This window comes from Paenibacillus sp. FSL H8-0332 (genome assembly GCF_037963835.1).
Classification (GTDB): Bacteria; Bacillota; Bacilli; order Paenibacillales; family Paenibacillaceae; genus Paenibacillus_AQ; species Paenibacillus_AQ rhizoplanae.
The window spans coordinates 1,098,310-1,116,415 of the sequence record NZ_CP150145.1; the positions used below are offsets into that span (position 1 = coordinate 1,098,310).

Below are 18,106 nucleotides of genomic sequence, written 5' to 3' on the forward strand. Positions count from 1 at the left end.
TTTTGTGTACCTGAAACCCAACCTGAGAGGAAATGAACAAATAGATGAATAACATGATGCCCCAAGCGGGGGAGATGTCCCGCTACAAACATGAGGTAGCCCTTCCGGGCGGCGACCTTAAGGTCTACGCCAGCGAGCAATTATTCGGCTCACTGGATTACAAGGTCCTGGAAATGGCCAACAACAATCTGCAGATTCCGGGTATTGAATATATGAGCTATACGCCCGATGTGCATGTAGGCGTCGGAACCTGCATCGGAACTACTGCCGTCTGGGACGCCGCGTCCGGCTATGTGTCGCCGTCCATCGTGGGCAGCGATATCGGCTGCGGGATGCGTGTGCATCTGACCAATCTCCATATGGATGATCTGCGTGAAGTGAAGCTGCGCCGGAAGCTGGTCCGTGCGATTGAGAAGTATTTGCCGATGGAGGCCCAGCAGCGCGGCCATTACAGTGATATCCGGCTGGAGAATATTGTCCGCAAGGGACTGCATGGCCTGCCGAACAAATATGTTCCGGACAGCTACACCCCGAAGAAATCAAGCGCGCTGTCCCATGTGGAGATCAGCAAGCTGGCCTTCGATGACGAGATCCTGAATGAGCTGCCGGATATGGCCTGGCACCGCGGCCACCGCCAGCTCGGCACGCTTGGCGGCGGCAACCATTTCGTCGAGATTCAGGCGATTGAGATCGCTGAGGAGCAGCGTGAGGTCGCTGAAGCGTGGGGACTGAAGGACGGGCAGATTGCCGTGATGATCCACTCCGGCTCCCGGGCCTGGGGAGGCATGGTCAATCAGTTCTGTACCCCGGCCTTCGCCAAGGTCATGGGCCAGCTTGGACTGGGCAGCGCCGACCCGCGCCTGATCTATGCGCCTCTGGCACATCCGCAGGCCCGGCGCTATGTTAATCTGATGTACTCGGCGCTGAACTATGCGGTGGTGAACCGCCATCTGATCGCTTATGGAGTCCGTGAGGGCTTCCGTGACGTCTTCGGCACGAAGTGCGAGCTGCGCACCCTCTACGATCTGATGCACAATTACGCCTGGGAAGAGAAGACTTCCTCAGGCAGCAAGTTCGTCCACCGCAAAGGAGCCACCCGCGCCCTGCCCGCAGACCATGCGGATAACCCGAAGGCTTATGCGGCGACCGGGCATCCGGCGCTGATTCCAGGCTCGATGGGCACCGCTTCCTACATCATGGTCGGCCAGCCCGGAGGAGAAGAGAATTATTATTCAATCTGCCATGGTGCAGGACGTATCCGTTCCCGCTCGGCAACGAAGCGGCTGGTGTCTGTCCATGAATTTTCCCGGTCGATGAAGGTGGGGACGGCAGATGAGATTGTAGTGAATCAGCATTCCCTGGAATCTATCATTGACGAATCTCCCCAGGCCTATAAGAATGTAGATGAGATCATAGAAAGCGTTACGGGCGCCGGCCTGGCTGCCGTTGTGGCCAAATGCAAGCCGCTCGCAGCGATAAAGGGGACGAAATAAAGATGGAGCAGGAGAATAAGAAACCAGCTGTGATCTATGAATATCATGAGGACAGTGCCGGAATCATCAAAGGTTATGAGGTATACGCCCGCTTGGTGGACGGTATACTTGAAGCCCTTCACACCCGTTACGGCGTCCGCTATGAGCTGTATGCCAGCGATGACCCCAACAGTGAGTACTGGAAGCTGCTGGAGAACGATGTGCAGAGCGGGAATGCCGGAGTGGAGCATGTGGCGCGGATTTTTGACCGCCTGGAGGACCGGACGTTCGTGTTCGACGATGAGAAAGAGCAGCCGGAGTACCATATCCATCTGTCGGTTCGCAATAATGTGCTGGCGTATCCGGCCATGGGCGTAGCTCTGGCACGGGTGCCGGTGTTTCAGGAGAACGGCATTAACTTTCAGGATTATGTATTTGCCGCCTCCGATGCGCAGCTGCAGTTCTTCCTTGGCAATGTGCGCAAGCGTCAGCGGGAGCAGAATATCAACAAGGTGACGGTGTTCACCGACCGGCGCAACGGGATTTCCCGGGAGGATGAGCCGATTACGCGTGCGGTTAGGCGTGAAGAGGTAATTTTGGATGCCGGGATCAAAAAAGAGATCTACCGCTCACTCGACCAGTTTTTTGATAGCGACCGCAGCTTCTATGTTACCTATGACATCCCGTATAAACGGGGGATCCTGCTCTACGGGCATCCGGGCAACGGCAAGACTACGCTGGTCAAATCCATTGCCGGAAGCGTTCCGGGACCTGTGCTCTACTGGCAGATTACGGAGTATACGAGCAGTGAATCGGTGAATGAGGTGTTCGAGGCTGCGGCCCGGCTGGCGCCGATGGTGCTGGTGATTGAGGACATCGACTCCATGCCGCAGGAGGTGCGCTCCTTCTTCCTGAACACGCTGGACGGGGCCACCTCCAAGGAGGGGATCTTCCTGATCGGCACAACCAATTACCCGGATAAAATCGACCCGGGTCTCATGAACCGCGCCGGGCGCTTCGACCGGGCTTATGAGATCAAGATGCCGAGCGAGGCGCTGCGCCTTGAATACCTGCAGCTTAGAGGCTTCTCCGCCTTCGTTGGAGAAGAAGGCACGGCCACGGCTGCGCGCTTGACCGGAGATTTCTCCCTGACCCAGCTGGGGGAGCTGTATGTCAGTGCGGCGCTGGAATGGCATGAGAACGGCACGGCTGAGGTGGAGTCGCTGGTGCGGGGGATGCGCGGCGAGCTGGACAAAGGCCGCAAACGGGAATGGATGAAGGATGCTTCGTCCAGTATCGGGTTTTATTGATTCGTCTGCTGGAGGTAGTCCCTATGCGCTCGCGGCAGGACCGTAACTGAATACGAAGCTGTACCGGAGGGAGCCTTGAGGCTCCCTTTTTCCTGGAAGGATAAGAGTTTATGTGTTTGGGGGAGGCGAAGCTTACTCCTTATTTAGTGGCTACCAGGACTGCTGGCTTAGTTGGAAAAAAGGCACTTAATTCTGCTGAAACGGAGAGTTGTGAGTGAGCAGTTGGAAAAAGTCCACTTAATCCACCGAATTCCCTGAATTCAGCTGAAATCGGACCGATTAAGTGCTGTTTTACCAACTGCTACCTATAAGTGGAACTTTGGCGCCAAATTAGATGTACTAATTCCACTTAGGTCATCCGTTAACAAGCTCCGTTTACCCTCTGTCCCCTCAGCAACGGCGCGGATACGGGGAATTTCCTGCAGAAGTGTAACTTTTCGCATGCTCATACGTGGATGGAGTAAGGGGGGAGGAGATGGAGCCGAATTCGCTGGATGAACTATATGAACTTTATGTTGACGACATCTACCGCTATCTGCGCTCCCTCTGCCAGGACCACCATGCGGCCGAAGATTTGATGCAGGATACCTTTTACCGGGCGTATCTGTATCTGGAGGATTGCCGGGAGGAACGGGTTAAGCCGTGGCTGTTCAGGGTCGCGTATAATGCATTCGTGGATTATACACGCAAGGAGAAGCGGAGTGTGGCGAAGGAAGGCGCTTATTTCAGCAGCCTGCCCCACCCGGAGACAACGGAGGGCACTCTGCTGAAGCAGGAACGCTGGGAGGAAGCGGCGCGGGCACTTAGCCTGTTGCCGGAGGGGCAGCGCCATGCGCTGCTGCTGCACGATGTGCACGGGCTGAGCTATAAGGAAGCCGCTGACATTATGGAGGTGGGCTTGTCCCAATACAAGATACTGGTATTCCGCGCCAGGCAGAAGCTGCGTGAGGCGGAGCGGAGGAGGAATGAGCATGAGTGAGGAATTCAAAGAGAAGCTGCGCAAATACAGTGAAGGTACCCTCCCGGAGGAGGAGCGTGAGGAGCTGGAGAGCGAGCTTGTGAAGCTTGAGGCATATCAGTTGTATCTGGAGGAGCAGATGGAACGGGAGGAGCAGGAAGGGCAGGCCACCGGGAATTGGACCAAGGCGGACCCGCAAGGTAGCGCAACTCCAGGGTTCAAGAAGGCGAAGAAGAAGCGAAGAGAGAAGTCCATTATTCGCCGGGGCAAATGGAAGGCGCGGATTAACAATACACTTACTGTATTTTCGGCGTTCCTGATCTTTACGGTCATTAGCAGCATTATCACAGTAGTCTTCTACAACACCGGAGACCGCGGCGACACTTACCGTGATGTGGTAGAATCAGCGATTGCCGTTACCCGCCCCAACACCACGGTGCGCCTTTCATCGGATGCACATTATTTTTTCCGGATGGAGTTATCCGGGAATCTGCTGAAGCAGGTGGGCAGCGAGAGCATTCAGGCCGGTAATTATTCACAGAATTTCCTTCTGGGACTGGCCAATAATGGTATATATAATTGGATGGATGAGCGGAACGGGTCTGGAAAAGTGTTCTATTATCCGTCAGCGAAGGGCGGCGCCGTTGGAGGGGATGATAATGACCAGTGGAAGAGGCTTGCGAAGCTTCCTGAAGGTACGGTTGCTGAGGCGTATCTGTCACTCGGCCATTTATATACCACAGATGAACTCCTGAAGCAGCTGGAGCCGCTGAACCTTCAGCCTGTCTGGTTCGGGGCGGATGCCGGACCTTTAACGAGGGATAACGATGTGGTTATATATCCGCTTGGCTTCCCCTATCAGCCTATGTGGCACAAGGACGATATGAAGAAATCCGAAGTCACCACTACCAAGACAGGCTGGTTCAGCTCGGTATCCTCCTATAGCAGCGTATCGCCTTCCGTTGAAGAATACGGGAGCGGCGCGCTGCGGGATGCCAACTTTATCAAGACGCTTAAGCTGCTGCAGCAGCATCAGACACTCGCTGGCAGAGCGGTGCATATCAATCAGTTAGATACCTCCGTGGCCTATCTGGAGCAGAACGGAGTGAAGCTCTATGGGGCCGTAGTCACCGGACCGGTCAAGGAGCTGCTGAAGCTGCGCGAGGCTTCATGGGTGAGCCACCTCCAGGTAGGGGAAGTACGGCTTTGGAACTGGACGGAGTGAGGATCGCTATATATGAAAGGTCCTCTCAAATTATAGGTATGTCCATTCATTATAAGGTTCGCAAATGCAGAAGAAAAGCACCTTGCCCGGCAAGGCGAAGCGGCGGCAGACGCCGGGCCTTCCGCTTGCATTCCCTCTTCAGGGCATCGTACAATGATAGAACGTAAACTTGGATTTGAACATAAAAATGGCTGGGAATCGCAGTTTACCGCGCTTCTTAGCCATTTTGACTAAGGAGGAGAATGCAGATGAAGATAGGAGTGGTCTCGGATACACATCTCTCAAGCAGGGCGAAGGGGCTGCCGTCCGTGCTTATTAAGGAATTCCGCCAGGTGGATATCATTCTGCATTTGGGAGACTGGGTGTCGCCCGAGATTTATGAACTGCTGGCCGAGCTTGCTCCGGTAGAGGGGATTGCCGGGAACAACGATGGCTATGAGATTATTGAGCGCTTCGGCGAGAGCAAAATCCTTACGCTTGAAGGCATGCGCATCGGAATGATTCACGGACATGCGCCATATTCCCGCAAGGGAACGGATGGGAATGCGCTGCTGGCTTTTGAAGGGGAGGATGTGGACTGCATTCTGTTCGGCCATTCCCATCAGCCGCTGATGCGCCGGGAGAAGGGGATTCTGTTGTTCAATCCGGGCTCGCCTACGGACAAACGCCGGGAGAAGCAGTATTCGTTCGGCTTGATGGATATTGAGGACGGTAAAATTACCGCCCGTCATGTCTTTTACGATTCCAGGGAATAAGGGGGCGCAGCTATGCTGAATTTTCGCTTTGAACGGGCGGCTCTTGAGGATGTGGAGGAGCTGGCACCTGTATTTGATGAATACCGCAGCTTTTACGGCCAAGCCGCTGACCTGGAAGCTGCCCGCGAGTTCCTGACGGCAAGACTGCAGCATGAGGAATCGGTTGTCTTCATGGCAGTTGCCGGTGAGGGTGAAGACAGGCGGATCTATGGGTTGGCGCAGTTATATCCCTCGTTCTCTTCCATCACGGTCCAGCCGGTATGGATTCTGAACGATTTGTTCGTAACAAAGGAGCAGCGGGGACAGGGACTGGGCTCACTGCTGCTTGAAGGCGTGAAGGGCTTCGCGCAGGGGACAGGCGCCAAGGGTTTGACGCTGTCCACCATGACAACCAATACCGGTGCACAGCGTCTATACGAAGCTCATGGTTATGAGCGGGACGAGAGCTTTTTCACTTATCATTTATATTTCTGAAGATATTTGGAAGATATAGTTAGGAGAGTTAATGTAGTGGAGACAAACCGTAAGCTGGCTGTGTTTTTTGATCTGGATGATACGCTGTATGACCACCTGGTTCCCTTCCGGGAAGCCGTACGTGAGGTGCTGGCCCCCGAGGAGGACAAGCTGGATTACGCTGAGCTGTTCTACACGGTAAGACATCATAGCGATTTGCTGTGGCCGAAGTATCTGCGCGGGGAGATGGAGCTGGAGGAGACGCGGGTGCTGCGGCTGGAGCTGGCTTTTGCCGAATTTGGCTTGCCGCTCTCCCGGGAGCAGGCTGTGCAGATACAGGCCTCCTATATTGCCCGCCAGTATACGATTGAGATGATCGAAGGCGTAGCGGAGCAGCTGCAGCGGTTCATTAATAAGGGCCATACGGTAGGCATTATCACCAACGGCCCGCAGGAGCACCAGATGGGCAAGCTGCGCGGGCTGGGCATCGACCGGATCATTCCCCCGGAGATGATCTTCATCTCGGATGCGGTCGGTCTGGCGAAGCCGGACCCGGCCATCTTCGCCCATGTCAACAGGGTGACGGGAACGACACCGGAGAACAGCCTATATGTGGGCGATACCTGGGCCAACGATGTGGTCGGGGCGCTTACGGCAGGCTGGCAGGTGTGCTGGTACAATCCACGCGGGCGGAGGCCGGGCACGGACCATACGCCGAGCTATATTTTCACGAATTACAAGGAGTTCAGCGAGCTGCCGCTGGTGTGATATTCATACAGAAAAGGTGCCCTCCGTGAGTGGAAGGCACCTTTCTGTATTTTACCTGGAAGTTACTTAGCCGCTCAGGCACCAAGCTCCGTTAATTAGCGAAGCTATAAGTCGGATCGGTCAGATTCAGCCGTTTCTTCAGCTCAGAGGTGGCATAGATCTTGTTGTCATCCGTAATGAAGAAGGCCTCAACCTTCTCTGGCATTGCTTCAAGATATTTCAGGCCTTCTTCCAGGCCCATGAGGAACACACCGGTGGAAAGAGCGTCCGCGTCTGTCGCGCTCGGGCTCATGATGGTAATACTCTTCAGCCCGTTCTGGGAAGGGAAGCCTGTACGCGGATCGAGTATATGGTGGTAACGCACCCCGTCCTGCATGAAGAAGCGCTCATACACCCCGGAAGCATCAATGACCTCATCGGTAATCTTAATCGTGCCCAGTTGGGAGCCCCGGCTCTGATCCGGGTCCTGCAGGCCGATATTCCACTGGGAGCCGTTCGGCTTGTTGCCAAGGGCGATAATGCTGCTGCCGCCGAGATTGATCATCGCGCTGTTCAGGCCCTGAGCCTTAAGATAGTCGGCGATCCGGTCAGCCGCATAGCCTTTGCCGATTCCGCCCATGTCCAGCACCATGCCTTCTTTGGCTAACTTGACCGTCTTCGCGGCTTCATCTACGATAACATCCTTATAGTTGGTCAAGCTGCGGGCCTTGTCGATCGCAGCCTGGTCAGGCACATGGTCCCCGCCTTCGCCAATCGCCCAGAGATCCACAAGCGGGCCAACCGTCGGATCATACAGCCCGTCCATTTCCTCGGCATATTTGAGGGAGAGCTTCACGATATCCAGCGTTTCATCAGACACAGCAACGGCTTCTTTGCCCGCGGCCTGATTCACTGCGTACAATTCTCCGTTTGTCTTGGTGCGGCTGAACTCGATGTCCATCCGTTCCAGCATGGCCTGAATGTCATCCATATTCTTCTGCTCCACCGTGTTACCGAACACCTTGATAGTCACGACGGTATCATAAATATAAAACGTCTGCTCCAGGGACTTCGTATCGCCGTCTTTGGAGGCAGAGGCGCCGCCAGGGGTTTCTGTAGCAGCCGGGCTGTTTTCACTCTTGTTGTTGCCTACTGTAAGCCAGATAACCACAGCCGCAGCGATAACAACAACGAGCGCGGCCAGAATTACAACGGTTTTTTTGTTCTTAGATGTTTTTTTGATTTCAGACATATTTCACCATCCATACAATTAGTTTCGTGGTTGCATCTTTACTATCATACCCCAGAAAGAACGGCAATGGATACTCATTTGATGACATTTTGTGCAGAAGAGCGGCTTGCCGAAGGGGGAGGCATGTGATATTTTCAAAATATAAGTTTATATGTTTCACGTTATAACTTATCCTTCTATTTCTCCACTTGTTTACAGTAAAGGAGCATGACCCATGTCTATTGACCGTAAAGCGTTAATCCTGCAGGCAGCAACCCTGTCTTTTGTACAATTTGGCTATAAGGCTACAACGATGGATCAGGTATCCAGAATCGCCAATGTGGGCAAGGGCACGATCTATACCTTTTTCAAAACCAAGGAAGAACTGTTCGAGGAAATTCTGGACAAGGCCACCTCCGAATTAACATCGGTGATGAGCCGTGTGGCTGCGCAGCAAACTTCCTTCGTGCATAAGCTGCTTAATCTGCTGGACTCCATTCTGGAATTCCGCCTGGACCACGAGCTGTTCGTGAAGCTGGCCCAGGAGGTACGGGATATCGGTACGGCCCAGGCGCTCGAAGGTGTGAAGCGGATGGAGGGCTACGCGCTGGACTTCCTGCAGCAGCAGATCGAGGAGGCCATCGGGAGCGGAGAAGTGAAGCCTTGCGATGCCAGTGTGGCTGCGTTTATGATTCTGCGGATGTATCTGGCTCTGACCACGGAATGGAACAAATCCCATGAGCCGCTGGATCAGGACAAGATCAAAGAGCATATGATTCTGTTCATTTCCACCGGAATGCTGCAATAGAGGCAAACTAGCGAATTGTTGTAATAACTAAACAGAGCTTTAGATTGTACGTTGAGCTGCTCCGGTACCCCGGGCTATAATGAAAGCGTTAATGTAGACGATTATGGCGCAGCTGAAGTCAAAAGCGGGCATGGCAACGGGTGAGAGCTGTCCTGCTCCTGATGGGTGAGAGCGCCTTCAGACAAAGTGAGGCTGATGGATATGGAAGAGTATAACAACGGTACCGTTTTTGGCGGGCAGGAGGGTCCGGCGGCACCTCAAGATCCAGTGGAGCGCCGTGACGGCTTCTTCGTCATGTTCGAGACGGCGATTGAGGCAACCGCCCGGGCGGAGGGCAAGCCCTCGCAAGAGGTCTATCTGGAAGGGAACTATCTGATCGATAAGGCCAAATACATAGGCGGGGTTACGGATGAGCAGATGCTGGGGATGCTTAGAGACTGGACCGGCTTCCGCAAGCTGGTGCACAGCATTGGAGTGTCCGTGAAGACGGCGGAGGAAGGGGCAGCGGTCACTTTTCTCATGCAGAATTGGGGCAGAACCAGCAAGTATGAGACCGGCACTCAGCTGCGGGTCCCTTGTCCGGGCGATGGAACGGAAATCATAGTGAGGCTGGAGGAGAACGAGTGGTCTGAGGAGGATGTGGCTCCCGGCAAATATGCCTTTGAATTCAGTAAGGAGGGGGAACTGGCGATAGCGAGCATCGTGCTCTACCTGAATGACGGGTACACGGCGCCTGAGCTGACAGCTGAACCCCCGGTAGACTTCGATTCGTCTGCCTACCGCGGGATGATTGCGAAGTCTCTGCTGCATGCGGGCAATAACCGGCGGCTGAAGCGGGCGATGGACAAGGCTGCAAGCGGCGAGGATGTGACGATTGCTTATATTGGCGGGTCTATCACACAGGGGGCCGGAGCCAAGCCGATCCATACCGAATGCTATGCTTATCAGTCGTACTTGAGATTTAAGGAGCTATTCGGCAAGGACGGAGGAGAGAATATTCACTTCATTAAGGCCGGGGTTGGCGGGACGCCCTCCGAGCTGGGGATGATACGCTATGAGCGGGATGTGCTGAAGGATGGTGCAGCAGCTCCTGACATCGTAGTGGTGGAATTTGCCGTGAATGATGAAGGGGACGAGACGAAGGGCAACTGCTTCGAGAGCCTCTGTCTCAAAATCCTGTCTGCCGAAAGCCAGCCAGCCGTCATCCTGCTGTTCAGTGTCTTCGTGAACGACTGGAACCTGCAGGACCGCCTCTCCCCGGTAGGCAGACGCTATAATCTCCCGATGGTCAGTGTCAAAGATGCAGTAACAGAGCAGTTCCGGCTTAGCAAGGCCGAAGGGAATATCATCTCCAAACGGCAATTCTTCTACGATATCTATCACCCCACGAATGACGGGCACCGCGTAATGGCGGACTCCTTAGCCTACCTGTTCTCCGAAACTGCTAGGGCGGCGATGGATAAAGAAGAGGAGGATATTCTGGCGGGACCGCCTGTGCTCGGCAATGATTTTGCCCATGTCCGGCTGCTGGACCGTATAAGTGATCTGGGCAGTGCAGGTGCTGCGATTACTATTGAAGCTGGCGGCTTCCACGGTACGGATGAGGAGCTGCAGCAGGTGGAGATGGATGCCGATCCGTTTGGCACTCCGCAATTCCCGCATAACTGGATGCACACGGCTGCGTCCGGTGAGGATGGCTTCAGGCTGACAATCACCAGCAAGAATCTGATCCTGGTCTTCAAGGATTCGGGCAGCCCGGATGTAGGCAAGGCGGAGGTTTACGTGGACGGCAAGCTGGTTCTGACGGCAGATCCGCATGTGAATAGCTGGACGCACTGCAACGCCGTGATTCTGTACAAAAATGAGCAGAGCCAGCAGCATTTGGTGGAAATCCGGATGGCGCCGGAGGATCAGGAGAAGTGCTTCACCATCCTGGGCTTTGGCTATTCGGCTTAAGAATAATATAAGGGTGCCACAGAGGCCGCATTGAAGCGGCTGCCTGTGGCACCCTTTTTGTACCGTTCATGAACAGGACGGCGTTTCAGCTTGTGGCTCAGGACTTCTGGGGTAGCGCGGAATCCGTCTAATCCAGCATGAATTCCCTGTATTTATTCTTGCGGGGATTAAGGACGAACAGAATGCCGCTGGTGTAGCCCGAGACGGCATTGAAATTTCGTTTCAGGGTAGCTTTTGCCGTCAGATAGGTCAGTGTCCAGAGCAGAGCCGCATAATTTTTCACGGGTGCTTTGCGCAGATTCAGCAGATAATAATGATTGACTGCGGTCGCCCGGGCGACCCGGCCTGCCTTGTCGCGCGAGCTGGGCGATTCATGATGCATGATTTTCAGCTCCGGGTTAATCACCAGCTTGCCGTATCTGCTCGCCAGATGGCACATATAGATGTCGTCCGCCACCGCGTAGCTGGTCATCCAGGGGTACGGCTTCATGTCCTGCAGCGCCGAGCTGCGGAAGGACATATTGCAGCCATGGAAGAAATCCGTCTCAAAAACATTCTCGGTCTCCCCCCACAAAAGAAGAGATCCGGCCAGTGTACTTGCCGATAGTCTGCCTGGCGAAGCCGACATTTGACAGGTCAGCCTGCCGAGCAGCTTGCCCGATTTACTGCTGGAGAGACCCTTGGCGATTCCGCCGACCCCGACAATGGACGGGTCTGAGGCGTAGGTATCAAGCATCCGGCGGATATAGAGCGGATCGTCCAGCTCTGCATCGTCATCGAAGCTGAGCAGAATCTCCCCGTCGATGAGTCCGAGGGCCTCGTAGCGGGAGAGCCAGACGCCAGGCTTGGTTTTGCGGTAATAACGCAGGCTGGCATCCGGAAGACGTCCGAGCACCTCGCGGAAATATTCCAGCACCTGCTCTTCGATCTCACCGTCGTCCACGATCAGCAGTTCGATGGAGACATTCTCCAGGCCGGTCTGCACGCCGATGGATTCAATACAGAGGGTCAGATCGCTGATCCGGTTACGCGTGGGAATGACTATAGACAGGTCATGCATGCCGCTGACTCCTTTCGGGACGCCATAGACCGTCCGCTTTGAATTAGTTGCTCTAATTTTACCTGCCCGGCCGGGCGGACGTATATACCTCTTTCGTTTACTTTTCTCCCGGAAGCCAGCAGAGAGGGGGGGGTACGGGGTATCCAGCGAGCGAGGGCCGTTCAGAAAGTTTGTTTGTAATTTTCGGTTTTTAACTATATAATAGTAAGTGAATTGCAATACCAATACCACTACCATTCAGGAGGAATTCCCATGAGAATAGATATATGGTCCGATTATGCCTGCCCGTTCTGCTATATCGGCAAAAGACGGCTGGAGCACGCGCTGAGCCAATTTCCCGGCCGTGACCAGGTGGAGGTCGTGTTCCGCAGCTTCCAGCTGGACCCGAATGCACGCACTGATGAGACGAGAGATATCCATGAGCTGCTGGCCGGCAAATACGGCATGACCCGTGACAAAGCCAAGGAGATGAACGCACAGCTGGCCGAGCAGGCGCAGGGTGTGGGGCTGGAGTTCAATTTCGATACGATTCAGTCTACAAATACCTTTGACGCTCACCGCTTGAGCCATTATGCCGCTACTCAGGGCAAGGCTCCGCAGCTGACCGAACGGCTGCTGCGCGCTTATTTCACCGATTCGCTTAATGTGGGTGACCGCAAAGTGCTGGCTGAACTGGCCGCCGAGGCCGGACTTGATCAGGCTGAAGTAGCAAAGGTGCTCAACAGTGAGGCTTATGGTGACCGGGTTGAGGCTGACATTGAAGCTGCCGGGCAGCTGAACATCACCAGCGTTCCGTTCTTCGTCTTCAATAATAAGTACGCCGTCTCCGGTGCGCAGCCGGGTCCGGTCTTTACTGAAGTGCTTGACACGGTATGGGCGGAGGAACAGAAGGGTCCAGAGCTTCAGGTGGTTGGCCAGCCGAAGTCCGGGGCTGCACCGTCTGCTGACGGCTGCGATGACGGTTCTTGCAGCATCTGATTGCGATCAGGTGTGGGCTTGAGTTAAGTGTAGCTGTGTGCTGCGCCGGGACGAATGAGTCTGGTTACGGACTACAGTTCTGCTAATTGCGCCAAAAGGCCATTTTGAGCGGCTTGCCGGACTCAGAGGACGCTATGCAGGTGTATTTGAAGCGAAAATGTAGGATATTCGGCACTTAAGCGCACTGGGGTCCGCAACGCTGCCGCAAAAGATGATTTGGTACAAATAAGCGCACTGGAGTCCGCTGCTTGAGTCCATGTAGCGTGCTCCAGCCAGCCAGGAGGCTTGGGCTGATCGGAACAGGCTGGAAAGTGTGATATTCCTGCCGCCACTGGCCCTTCAGAGTAAATCTGCAACATATTGACGCACCAAACCCCCGCCGCATGAAATTCATGCAGCGGGGGTTTTTTATTGCGTACAGGAAGCACTAGTCTTGAGCGGGAAATCGAACACAATGGCAATGTGCTAGCACGAAGGTGAGTGGTCCCAATGTGTGCGGAAAACCGAATACATTATGCCGCCGACGCATCTCCATTCCGTTACCGGAACGAGGTCACCAGACTGGAGAGCAGAGTGCGGACATCATGCTGGTACGCATTGATCGGCTCCACCGGACGGTTCAGGCCGAACAGAGTGTAGACGGCGATGCGGGCGGCACGGACTGAATATTCTTCTGTGAAAACGATATCGTCCGGGATTTCGCAGTATTGGCCGATAAAGGCCAGGTTGGTTGAGCCTTCAGGCACCACCTGCGGCCGGTCGCTGTTCAGGCGCGGCATGAACTGGGAGGTGATATACGGCATCATGCAAGGAATACAGTTGGCGGTAGCCATGATCTCTTCCTTATGCTCTGCGAAGTGCAGATGCCCGATCAGCTCCTCCATAATTTCCTCGCCGGTACAGTCGCACATTTTTTTGTGTACATAATCGCCGACCTTGTCCGGGTACAGGCCATATCCCCAGAAGACCTTGACATGCTCCGGCTGGTTGCGGAAATGCGGCTGGAAGGCCAGCACGACAGACATCAGCCAGCTGGAATCCTTGAAGGTGACGAGTGCACCGGTTCCGGCCCGGTTGCGGGTGAACTTTTCCATAAGGTCGAAGAACTTCGAGTCCTGGAAGGTCACTGTGAAGGATTCCCATTTGGACTCATCCACATGATCGTCGAAGGAAGAAGGATTGCCGAGACCCGGCTTCTTCGCGGCGATTGTCTCCCACAGCTTCCATGAGCTGCCCTTACCGTTCAGCCCTGGAGCGGAGGTCATCGATCCGAGGCTTGCGCCTTCGGTCATCGAGCCGTTAGTCACAATCACGCGGTCGCTTTCATGAACCTGGATCGTGTCTTCCACGCCATCGCGGACGACCTTCATCCCAGTCACTGTAATGCCGTCGCCTTCTTTGAATTCCAGATCAGTTACCGTACATTTCAAGTTGAAATCTACGCCCAGCGGCTCCAGATATTGATGCAGCGGCAGAATAATTGAATCATATTGGTTGTACGGGGTGCGGGTTACGCCTTCAAGCGTTTGAATTCTAGGGAACTCGTGCATGAAGCGGAGCATATAACGCTTGAACTCAACCGCACTATGCCAAGGCTGGAAGGCGAAGGTGGTTGCCCACATGTACCAGAAGTTCGTCGTGAAGAAATGCGGTCCGAACCAGTCGTTAATCCGCAAGGTTCCCATGGCCGGCTCTGGCGTAATGATCAGCTTGCCCAGGGCCAGACGGTCTGCCATATCGAAGCCCATTGAGGTGACATCCTGAACCTCACCCTTGCTGTTGATCAGCCGTGCCTGGCCGCGGGTTGGATTGGACTCGTCGAATTGAACAATTTCTTCCCGCAGCGTCAGCCCCGGCTGGTCAATGGACGGAATGGTACGTAATAGCTCCCACAGGTTCTCATAGGTCTCATCGTTCAGCATCCGGCCGCCGCGAATGACATACCCATGCTCTGCATCGCCGGCTCCGTCATTGCTGCCGCCAAGGATCTTCATCTCTTCAATAATGTGAATGTTCTGTCCGGGAAAATTGCAGTCTCTAACCAGATAGGCCGCACCCGCAAGGGATGCAATGCCACCGCCTACGAAATATACCTGCTCGTTACCGTACTCTTTTTTCACTGATTACCGCCTCCATAGGTTTGCTTGATTACTGGACCTGAACCGAGTGTAATCCAGTCCCGCCCTGGAGGGTATCATCAAAGCAATGGATCTGTATAAAATTTGGACATATGGAACAAAGTGTAACATTTTTGAGCAGAAAAAATGCCGTAGCCTCTAAGGTTACGACACAATGTTCTCATATTTATGCAGCGCCTTCAGAAAGTTCCCTTCAATCAGGACGCTCAGCTTCTCGATCATCGGCCCCGGCTGCTCCTTCATCCCGTCCTGCATCCACTGAATGACCAGTCCGGTGAAGGCCAGGGTGTAAAAGTTGGCAATGAACTGCTTATCCGGCGTCCCGACATCCAGCCCGGTGGCCAGCTCGTTGATGACGCCCATGACAAGATCATTCGTCACCTCATACAGATACGCGTCCAGATGCCTCCGTCCGAGGGAGTCCAAGGTATTGCAGCAGAACGCCTTATTGTTCTCGATATAGCAGAATATCCGGTAGAATCCGTCTGTCCACGTGCTGTAGCTGCGGTACTCAGCAATGCTCTCGACAGCCTCAGTCTTGTAGATCCAGCCCAACAAATCATAGATATCCTGAAAATGATAATAAAAGGTCTGCCGGTTCACGCCGCAATCCTCGACCAGATGCCGGACGGAGATTTTGCTCAGCGGAAGATGGGCCATCAGGTCTTTGAGCGAGCGGGCGAGCGCATTTTTGGTCAGCAGGGAATTGGACATAAGGGTCATCAGCTCCTAACAGGAATCAGCGTGAGCGCCAATAGTGAATCAGCAGCCGGCCGCCCTCGGCGATCAGACCCAGAGCGAAGCCGCCTGCTGTAAACAGGCCGAAGGAAAGAAAGCCCGCAAGATCCTCGAAGCCCGACATCTCACGGTAAGTGTACAGGTACATCAGGAAGAGCCCGGCCACAGTTCCAGCGGTTGAGAAAATCCACACAAGCTGCGCTCCCAACCAGCCGAACCCGTTGACTATACCGGAGATGACGAGGGCAAGGATGGCCCAGCGTACGGCAAGAATAAGGTTGAAAGGCTCACCTAACCACATGTACCGGTGCAGAATCAGCAATAGCCACAGCAGCAGCGCGTAACCGGCAGACCATGCCAGCCAGCGGCCCGTCCGGGCAGGAGGCAGGAAATTCATCATCAGCTCACCCCATGTATAGCGTTATACCTCTTCCAGTTCCTCCGCGCTCTGCAGCAGGAACTTCAGGAGGTTCGGAAGATCTTCCATTTGCTCCTCGGTAATTTGCCGTTTGAATTGCAGTTCAACACAGTTATTGTACGTATCGTCCGTCTGTCCATAGCGGAAGCTGAGCGATTGCACCGGCTGGAATTCGGGTCCCCAGATTCGGGTCAGAATCTCTTCAATGGCCGGACACTGCTCATTCACATCTTCAATCTCCATATAAAAGCGTATTAAAAGACTGCACCCCGGATCGCTGCCCGGCGTCTCCAGAATCTCATCGCCGAGGTCCTTCACTGTGGACTGCAGCAGAATCTCAGACGTCACATTCAGGCCTCCGGTCAGCTTGAACGCGAGGCTGAATTCGCGCGACATCAACGCGAGATTGAGCAGATCGGACCGGTCCGTTACAATTAGAATCCCATCCAGATTATCGTAGTCATAGATCTGGTTCTCCAGGGCGATTTTGATATTGTCAAAAACAGTAGGGTGGAACAAGAGCGGCACCTTCTATCGTTTATCTATATTATATTATGATCTGCTGTCGACACTCACAGTTTAGCAATTAGTTCGTAGGTGCCGGTGCCGTGTATTTCAGAAAAGTCTTCGGAATCGCGCTCTCAAACGTCAGAATTTCGCCTGTGGTCGGATGGACGAACGAGAGCACGCGGGCATGCAGGCCGAGACGGCCGACCGCCTTGGTCTCTGCGCCGTACTTCTTGTCCCCGGCGATCGGATGGCCGATGTCGGACATGTGGACACGGATCTGATTCTTCCGTCCGGTCTCCAGATGCACCTCCAGCAGGGAGAAGTGGCGGTTCGCCTGGATCAGCTTGTAGCGGGTTACGGCATGCAGCCCGTCTCCCTCATGCGGACTGGAGTACATCTTCAGCGTGGAGGTCTCCTTCAGCCAGGAGCTGATCGTGCCTTCGGATTTCTTAACGGCGCCTTCCACCAGAGCCACGTAGGAGCGTTCCTTGACGGTTTCTTTCCAGCTGTTCTGGAGGGACTGCTGAATTGCCTCACTGCGGGCAAACATCATGACGCCCGAAGTATCACGGTCCAACCGGTGCACCACATAGACGCGGTTCTTCGGGTTGCTCAGGCGGACATGCTCCATCAGCTGGCGGTAAGCCGTCAGTTCATTGTCTTCTCCGGTTGCGATGGACAGGAGCCCCGCATCCTTCTGAATCACGATAATATCGTCATCCTCATGGACAATGGTCAGCCCGAGCATCTCCTTGGCTTCGGTAGGCTTCTCCTGGTCAATCGTTACGGTCTGGCCGGGATGGAGCTGATGGTTATGCCTCGTCACCGGCTTGCCGTTCACAGCAACCTGCCCACGGGAGAGCATGGATTTGATCGAGTTGCGCCCCTTGTTCGTAATCGTCTTCAGCAGAAAAGCAAGCAGCTCCGCAGGCTCCGCTACCGTAAAGGATTTGGGTGCAGCTGCCGGCTTGGCCGGGGCTCCGGATCTTGCTCCCTGTTTATGGTTAGAGGTTCTGTTCCCCTGATTTCTGGTTCTTCTTGTATTCATGACCGCATTCTCCGTCCTTTAAGTAGGTTACTCCTCAATATACCATGGGCGGTGAAGAAATACTACGAAGGGAAGGGGGCGCTAGATATAGAGGAGCAGGCCGATTATAAGGAGCAGGGAGAGGAAGCCGAAGCTCCAGGCCAGGATGGTGGCGTATTTGTGCTCCCGGAGCCAGCCTCTGCTGCTGTAAATCCTGACATCTACAGCCAGCAGGAGTATAGCGGAGAATAACAGCATCCCGGCGATGCTTCCCAGTAATCGAACCATACGTTCCCTCCTCCTTGCACAGATATTGGACTGG

Annotated in this window: 18 protein-coding genes; 10 read left to right on the forward strand and 8 right to left on the reverse strand. The window is 54.4% G+C overall.

The genetic code is table 11. The annotated features are described in order from the left end of the window. Positions 1-53: 53 nt before the first annotated feature. The 7 genes from NST43_RS04860 to NST43_RS04890 all read left to right on the forward strand — a co-directional run bounded on the left by NST43_RS04860 (position 54) and on the right by NST43_RS04890 (position 6,941). Positions 54-1,493 (forward strand): RtcB family protein, encoded by a 1,440-nt coding sequence (locus tag NST43_RS04860; RefSeq protein ID WP_339225336.1) that lies wholly within the window; start codon positions 54-56, stop codon positions 1,491-1,493. A 2-nt stretch (positions 1,494-1,495) separates the two neighbouring features. Further along, entirely contained in the window at positions 1,496-2,782 is a 1,287-nt protein-coding gene (locus tag NST43_RS04865; RefSeq protein ID WP_339222881.1) for an AAA family ATPase, read from the forward strand. A 475-nt stretch (positions 2,783-3,257) separates the two neighbouring features. Continuing rightward, a complete protein-coding gene (locus NST43_RS04870) occupies positions 3,258-3,761 on the forward strand; it encodes a sigma-70 family RNA polymerase sigma factor (protein WP_339222883.1) in 504 nt (167 codons plus the stop codon). Then, a complete protein-coding gene (locus tag NST43_RS04875; RefSeq protein ID WP_339222885.1) occupies positions 3,754-4,965 on the forward strand; it encodes an anti-sigma factor in 1,212 nt (403 codons plus the stop codon). The genes NST43_RS04870 and NST43_RS04875 overlap by 8 nt, the downstream gene beginning before the upstream one ends. Positions 4,966-5,213: 248 nt before the next feature. Continuing rightward, positions 5,214-5,720, forward strand: coding sequence for a metallophosphoesterase (locus tag NST43_RS04880; RefSeq protein WP_339222886.1), 507 nt, complete (start codon positions 5,214-5,216; stop codon positions 5,718-5,720). 12 nt (positions 5,721-5,732) lie between these two features. After that, a complete protein-coding gene (locus tag NST43_RS04885; RefSeq protein WP_339222887.1) occupies positions 5,733-6,194 on the forward strand; it encodes a GNAT family N-acetyltransferase in 462 nt (153 codons plus the stop codon). A 36-nt stretch (positions 6,195-6,230) separates the two neighbouring features. Further along, positions 6,231-6,941, forward strand: a complete 711-nt coding sequence (locus NST43_RS04890) for an HAD family hydrolase (RefSeq protein WP_339222888.1) — start codon at positions 6,231-6,233, stop codon at positions 6,939-6,941. Between the two features lie 91 nt (positions 6,942-7,032). Here the strand turns inward: NST43_RS04890 and NST43_RS04895 are convergent, their stop codons facing one another. Further along, positions 7,033-8,172: an FAD:protein FMN transferase gene (locus tag NST43_RS04895; RefSeq protein ID WP_209991591.1), complete on the reverse strand. Its 1,140-nt coding sequence runs from the start codon at positions 8,170-8,172 to the stop codon at positions 7,033-7,035. Positions 8,173-8,386: 214 nt separating this feature from the next. On the opposite strand from NST43_RS04895, the gene NST43_RS04900 reads away from it, so the two are divergent. Further along, complete coding sequence (locus NST43_RS04900) at positions 8,387-8,959, forward strand: TetR/AcrR family transcriptional regulator (protein ID WP_339222889.1); 573 nt, start codon at positions 8,387-8,389, stop codon at positions 8,957-8,959. A 201-nt stretch (positions 8,960-9,160) separates the two neighbouring features. Beyond that, a complete protein-coding gene (locus NST43_RS04905) occupies positions 9,161-10,915 on the forward strand; it encodes an SGNH/GDSL hydrolase family protein (protein ID WP_339222890.1) in 1,755 nt (584 codons plus the stop codon). Positions 10,916-11,042: 127 nt separating this feature from the next. Here NST43_RS04905 and NST43_RS04910 read toward each other — a convergent pair whose 3' ends face one another. Further along, complete coding sequence (locus NST43_RS04910) at positions 11,043-11,975, reverse strand: glycosyltransferase (protein ID WP_339222892.1); 933 nt, start codon at positions 11,973-11,975, stop codon at positions 11,043-11,045. Between the two features lie 252 nt (positions 11,976-12,227). Here NST43_RS04910 and NST43_RS04915 point away from each other — a divergent pair, with 252 nt between their 5' ends. Beyond that, complete coding sequence (locus tag NST43_RS04915; protein WP_339222893.1) at positions 12,228-12,953, forward strand: DsbA family oxidoreductase; 726 nt, start codon at positions 12,228-12,230, stop codon at positions 12,951-12,953. A gap of 539 nt (positions 12,954-13,492) precedes the next feature. On the opposite strand, the gene NST43_RS04920 is transcribed toward NST43_RS04915, so the two are convergent. The 6 genes from NST43_RS04920 to NST43_RS04945 all read right to left on the reverse strand — a co-directional run bounded on the left by NST43_RS04920 (position 13,493) and on the right by NST43_RS04945 (position 18,072). After that, the gene (locus tag NST43_RS04920; protein ID WP_339222895.1) at positions 13,493-15,073 is read right to left on the reverse strand and encodes an oleate hydratase; all 1,581 of its coding nucleotides are present in this window, start codon (positions 15,071-15,073) and stop codon (positions 13,493-13,495) included. A 162-nt stretch (positions 15,074-15,235) separates the two neighbouring features. Beyond that, complete coding sequence (locus NST43_RS04925; protein WP_339222897.1) at positions 15,236-15,805, reverse strand: TetR-like C-terminal domain-containing protein; 570 nt, start codon at positions 15,803-15,805, stop codon at positions 15,236-15,238. Positions 15,806-15,830: 25 nt separating this feature from the next. After that, positions 15,831-16,229: a hypothetical protein gene (locus NST43_RS04930; RefSeq protein WP_339222898.1), complete on the reverse strand. Its 399-nt coding sequence runs from the start codon at positions 16,227-16,229 to the stop codon at positions 15,831-15,833. Between the two features lie 21 nt (positions 16,230-16,250). Further along, positions 16,251-16,775: a hypothetical protein gene (locus NST43_RS04935; RefSeq protein WP_339222900.1), complete on the reverse strand. Its 525-nt coding sequence runs from the start codon at positions 16,773-16,775 to the stop codon at positions 16,251-16,253. Between the two features lie 58 nt (positions 16,776-16,833). Continuing rightward, entirely contained in the window at positions 16,834-17,805 is a 972-nt protein-coding gene (locus NST43_RS04940; RefSeq protein ID WP_339222901.1) for an RluA family pseudouridine synthase, read from the reverse strand. A gap of 81 nt (positions 17,806-17,886) precedes the next feature. After that, positions 17,887-18,072 (reverse strand): CLC_0170 family protein, encoded by a 186-nt coding sequence (locus NST43_RS04945; protein WP_339222902.1) that lies wholly within the window; start codon positions 18,070-18,072, stop codon positions 17,887-17,889. Positions 18,073-18,106: the final 34 nt, after the last annotated feature.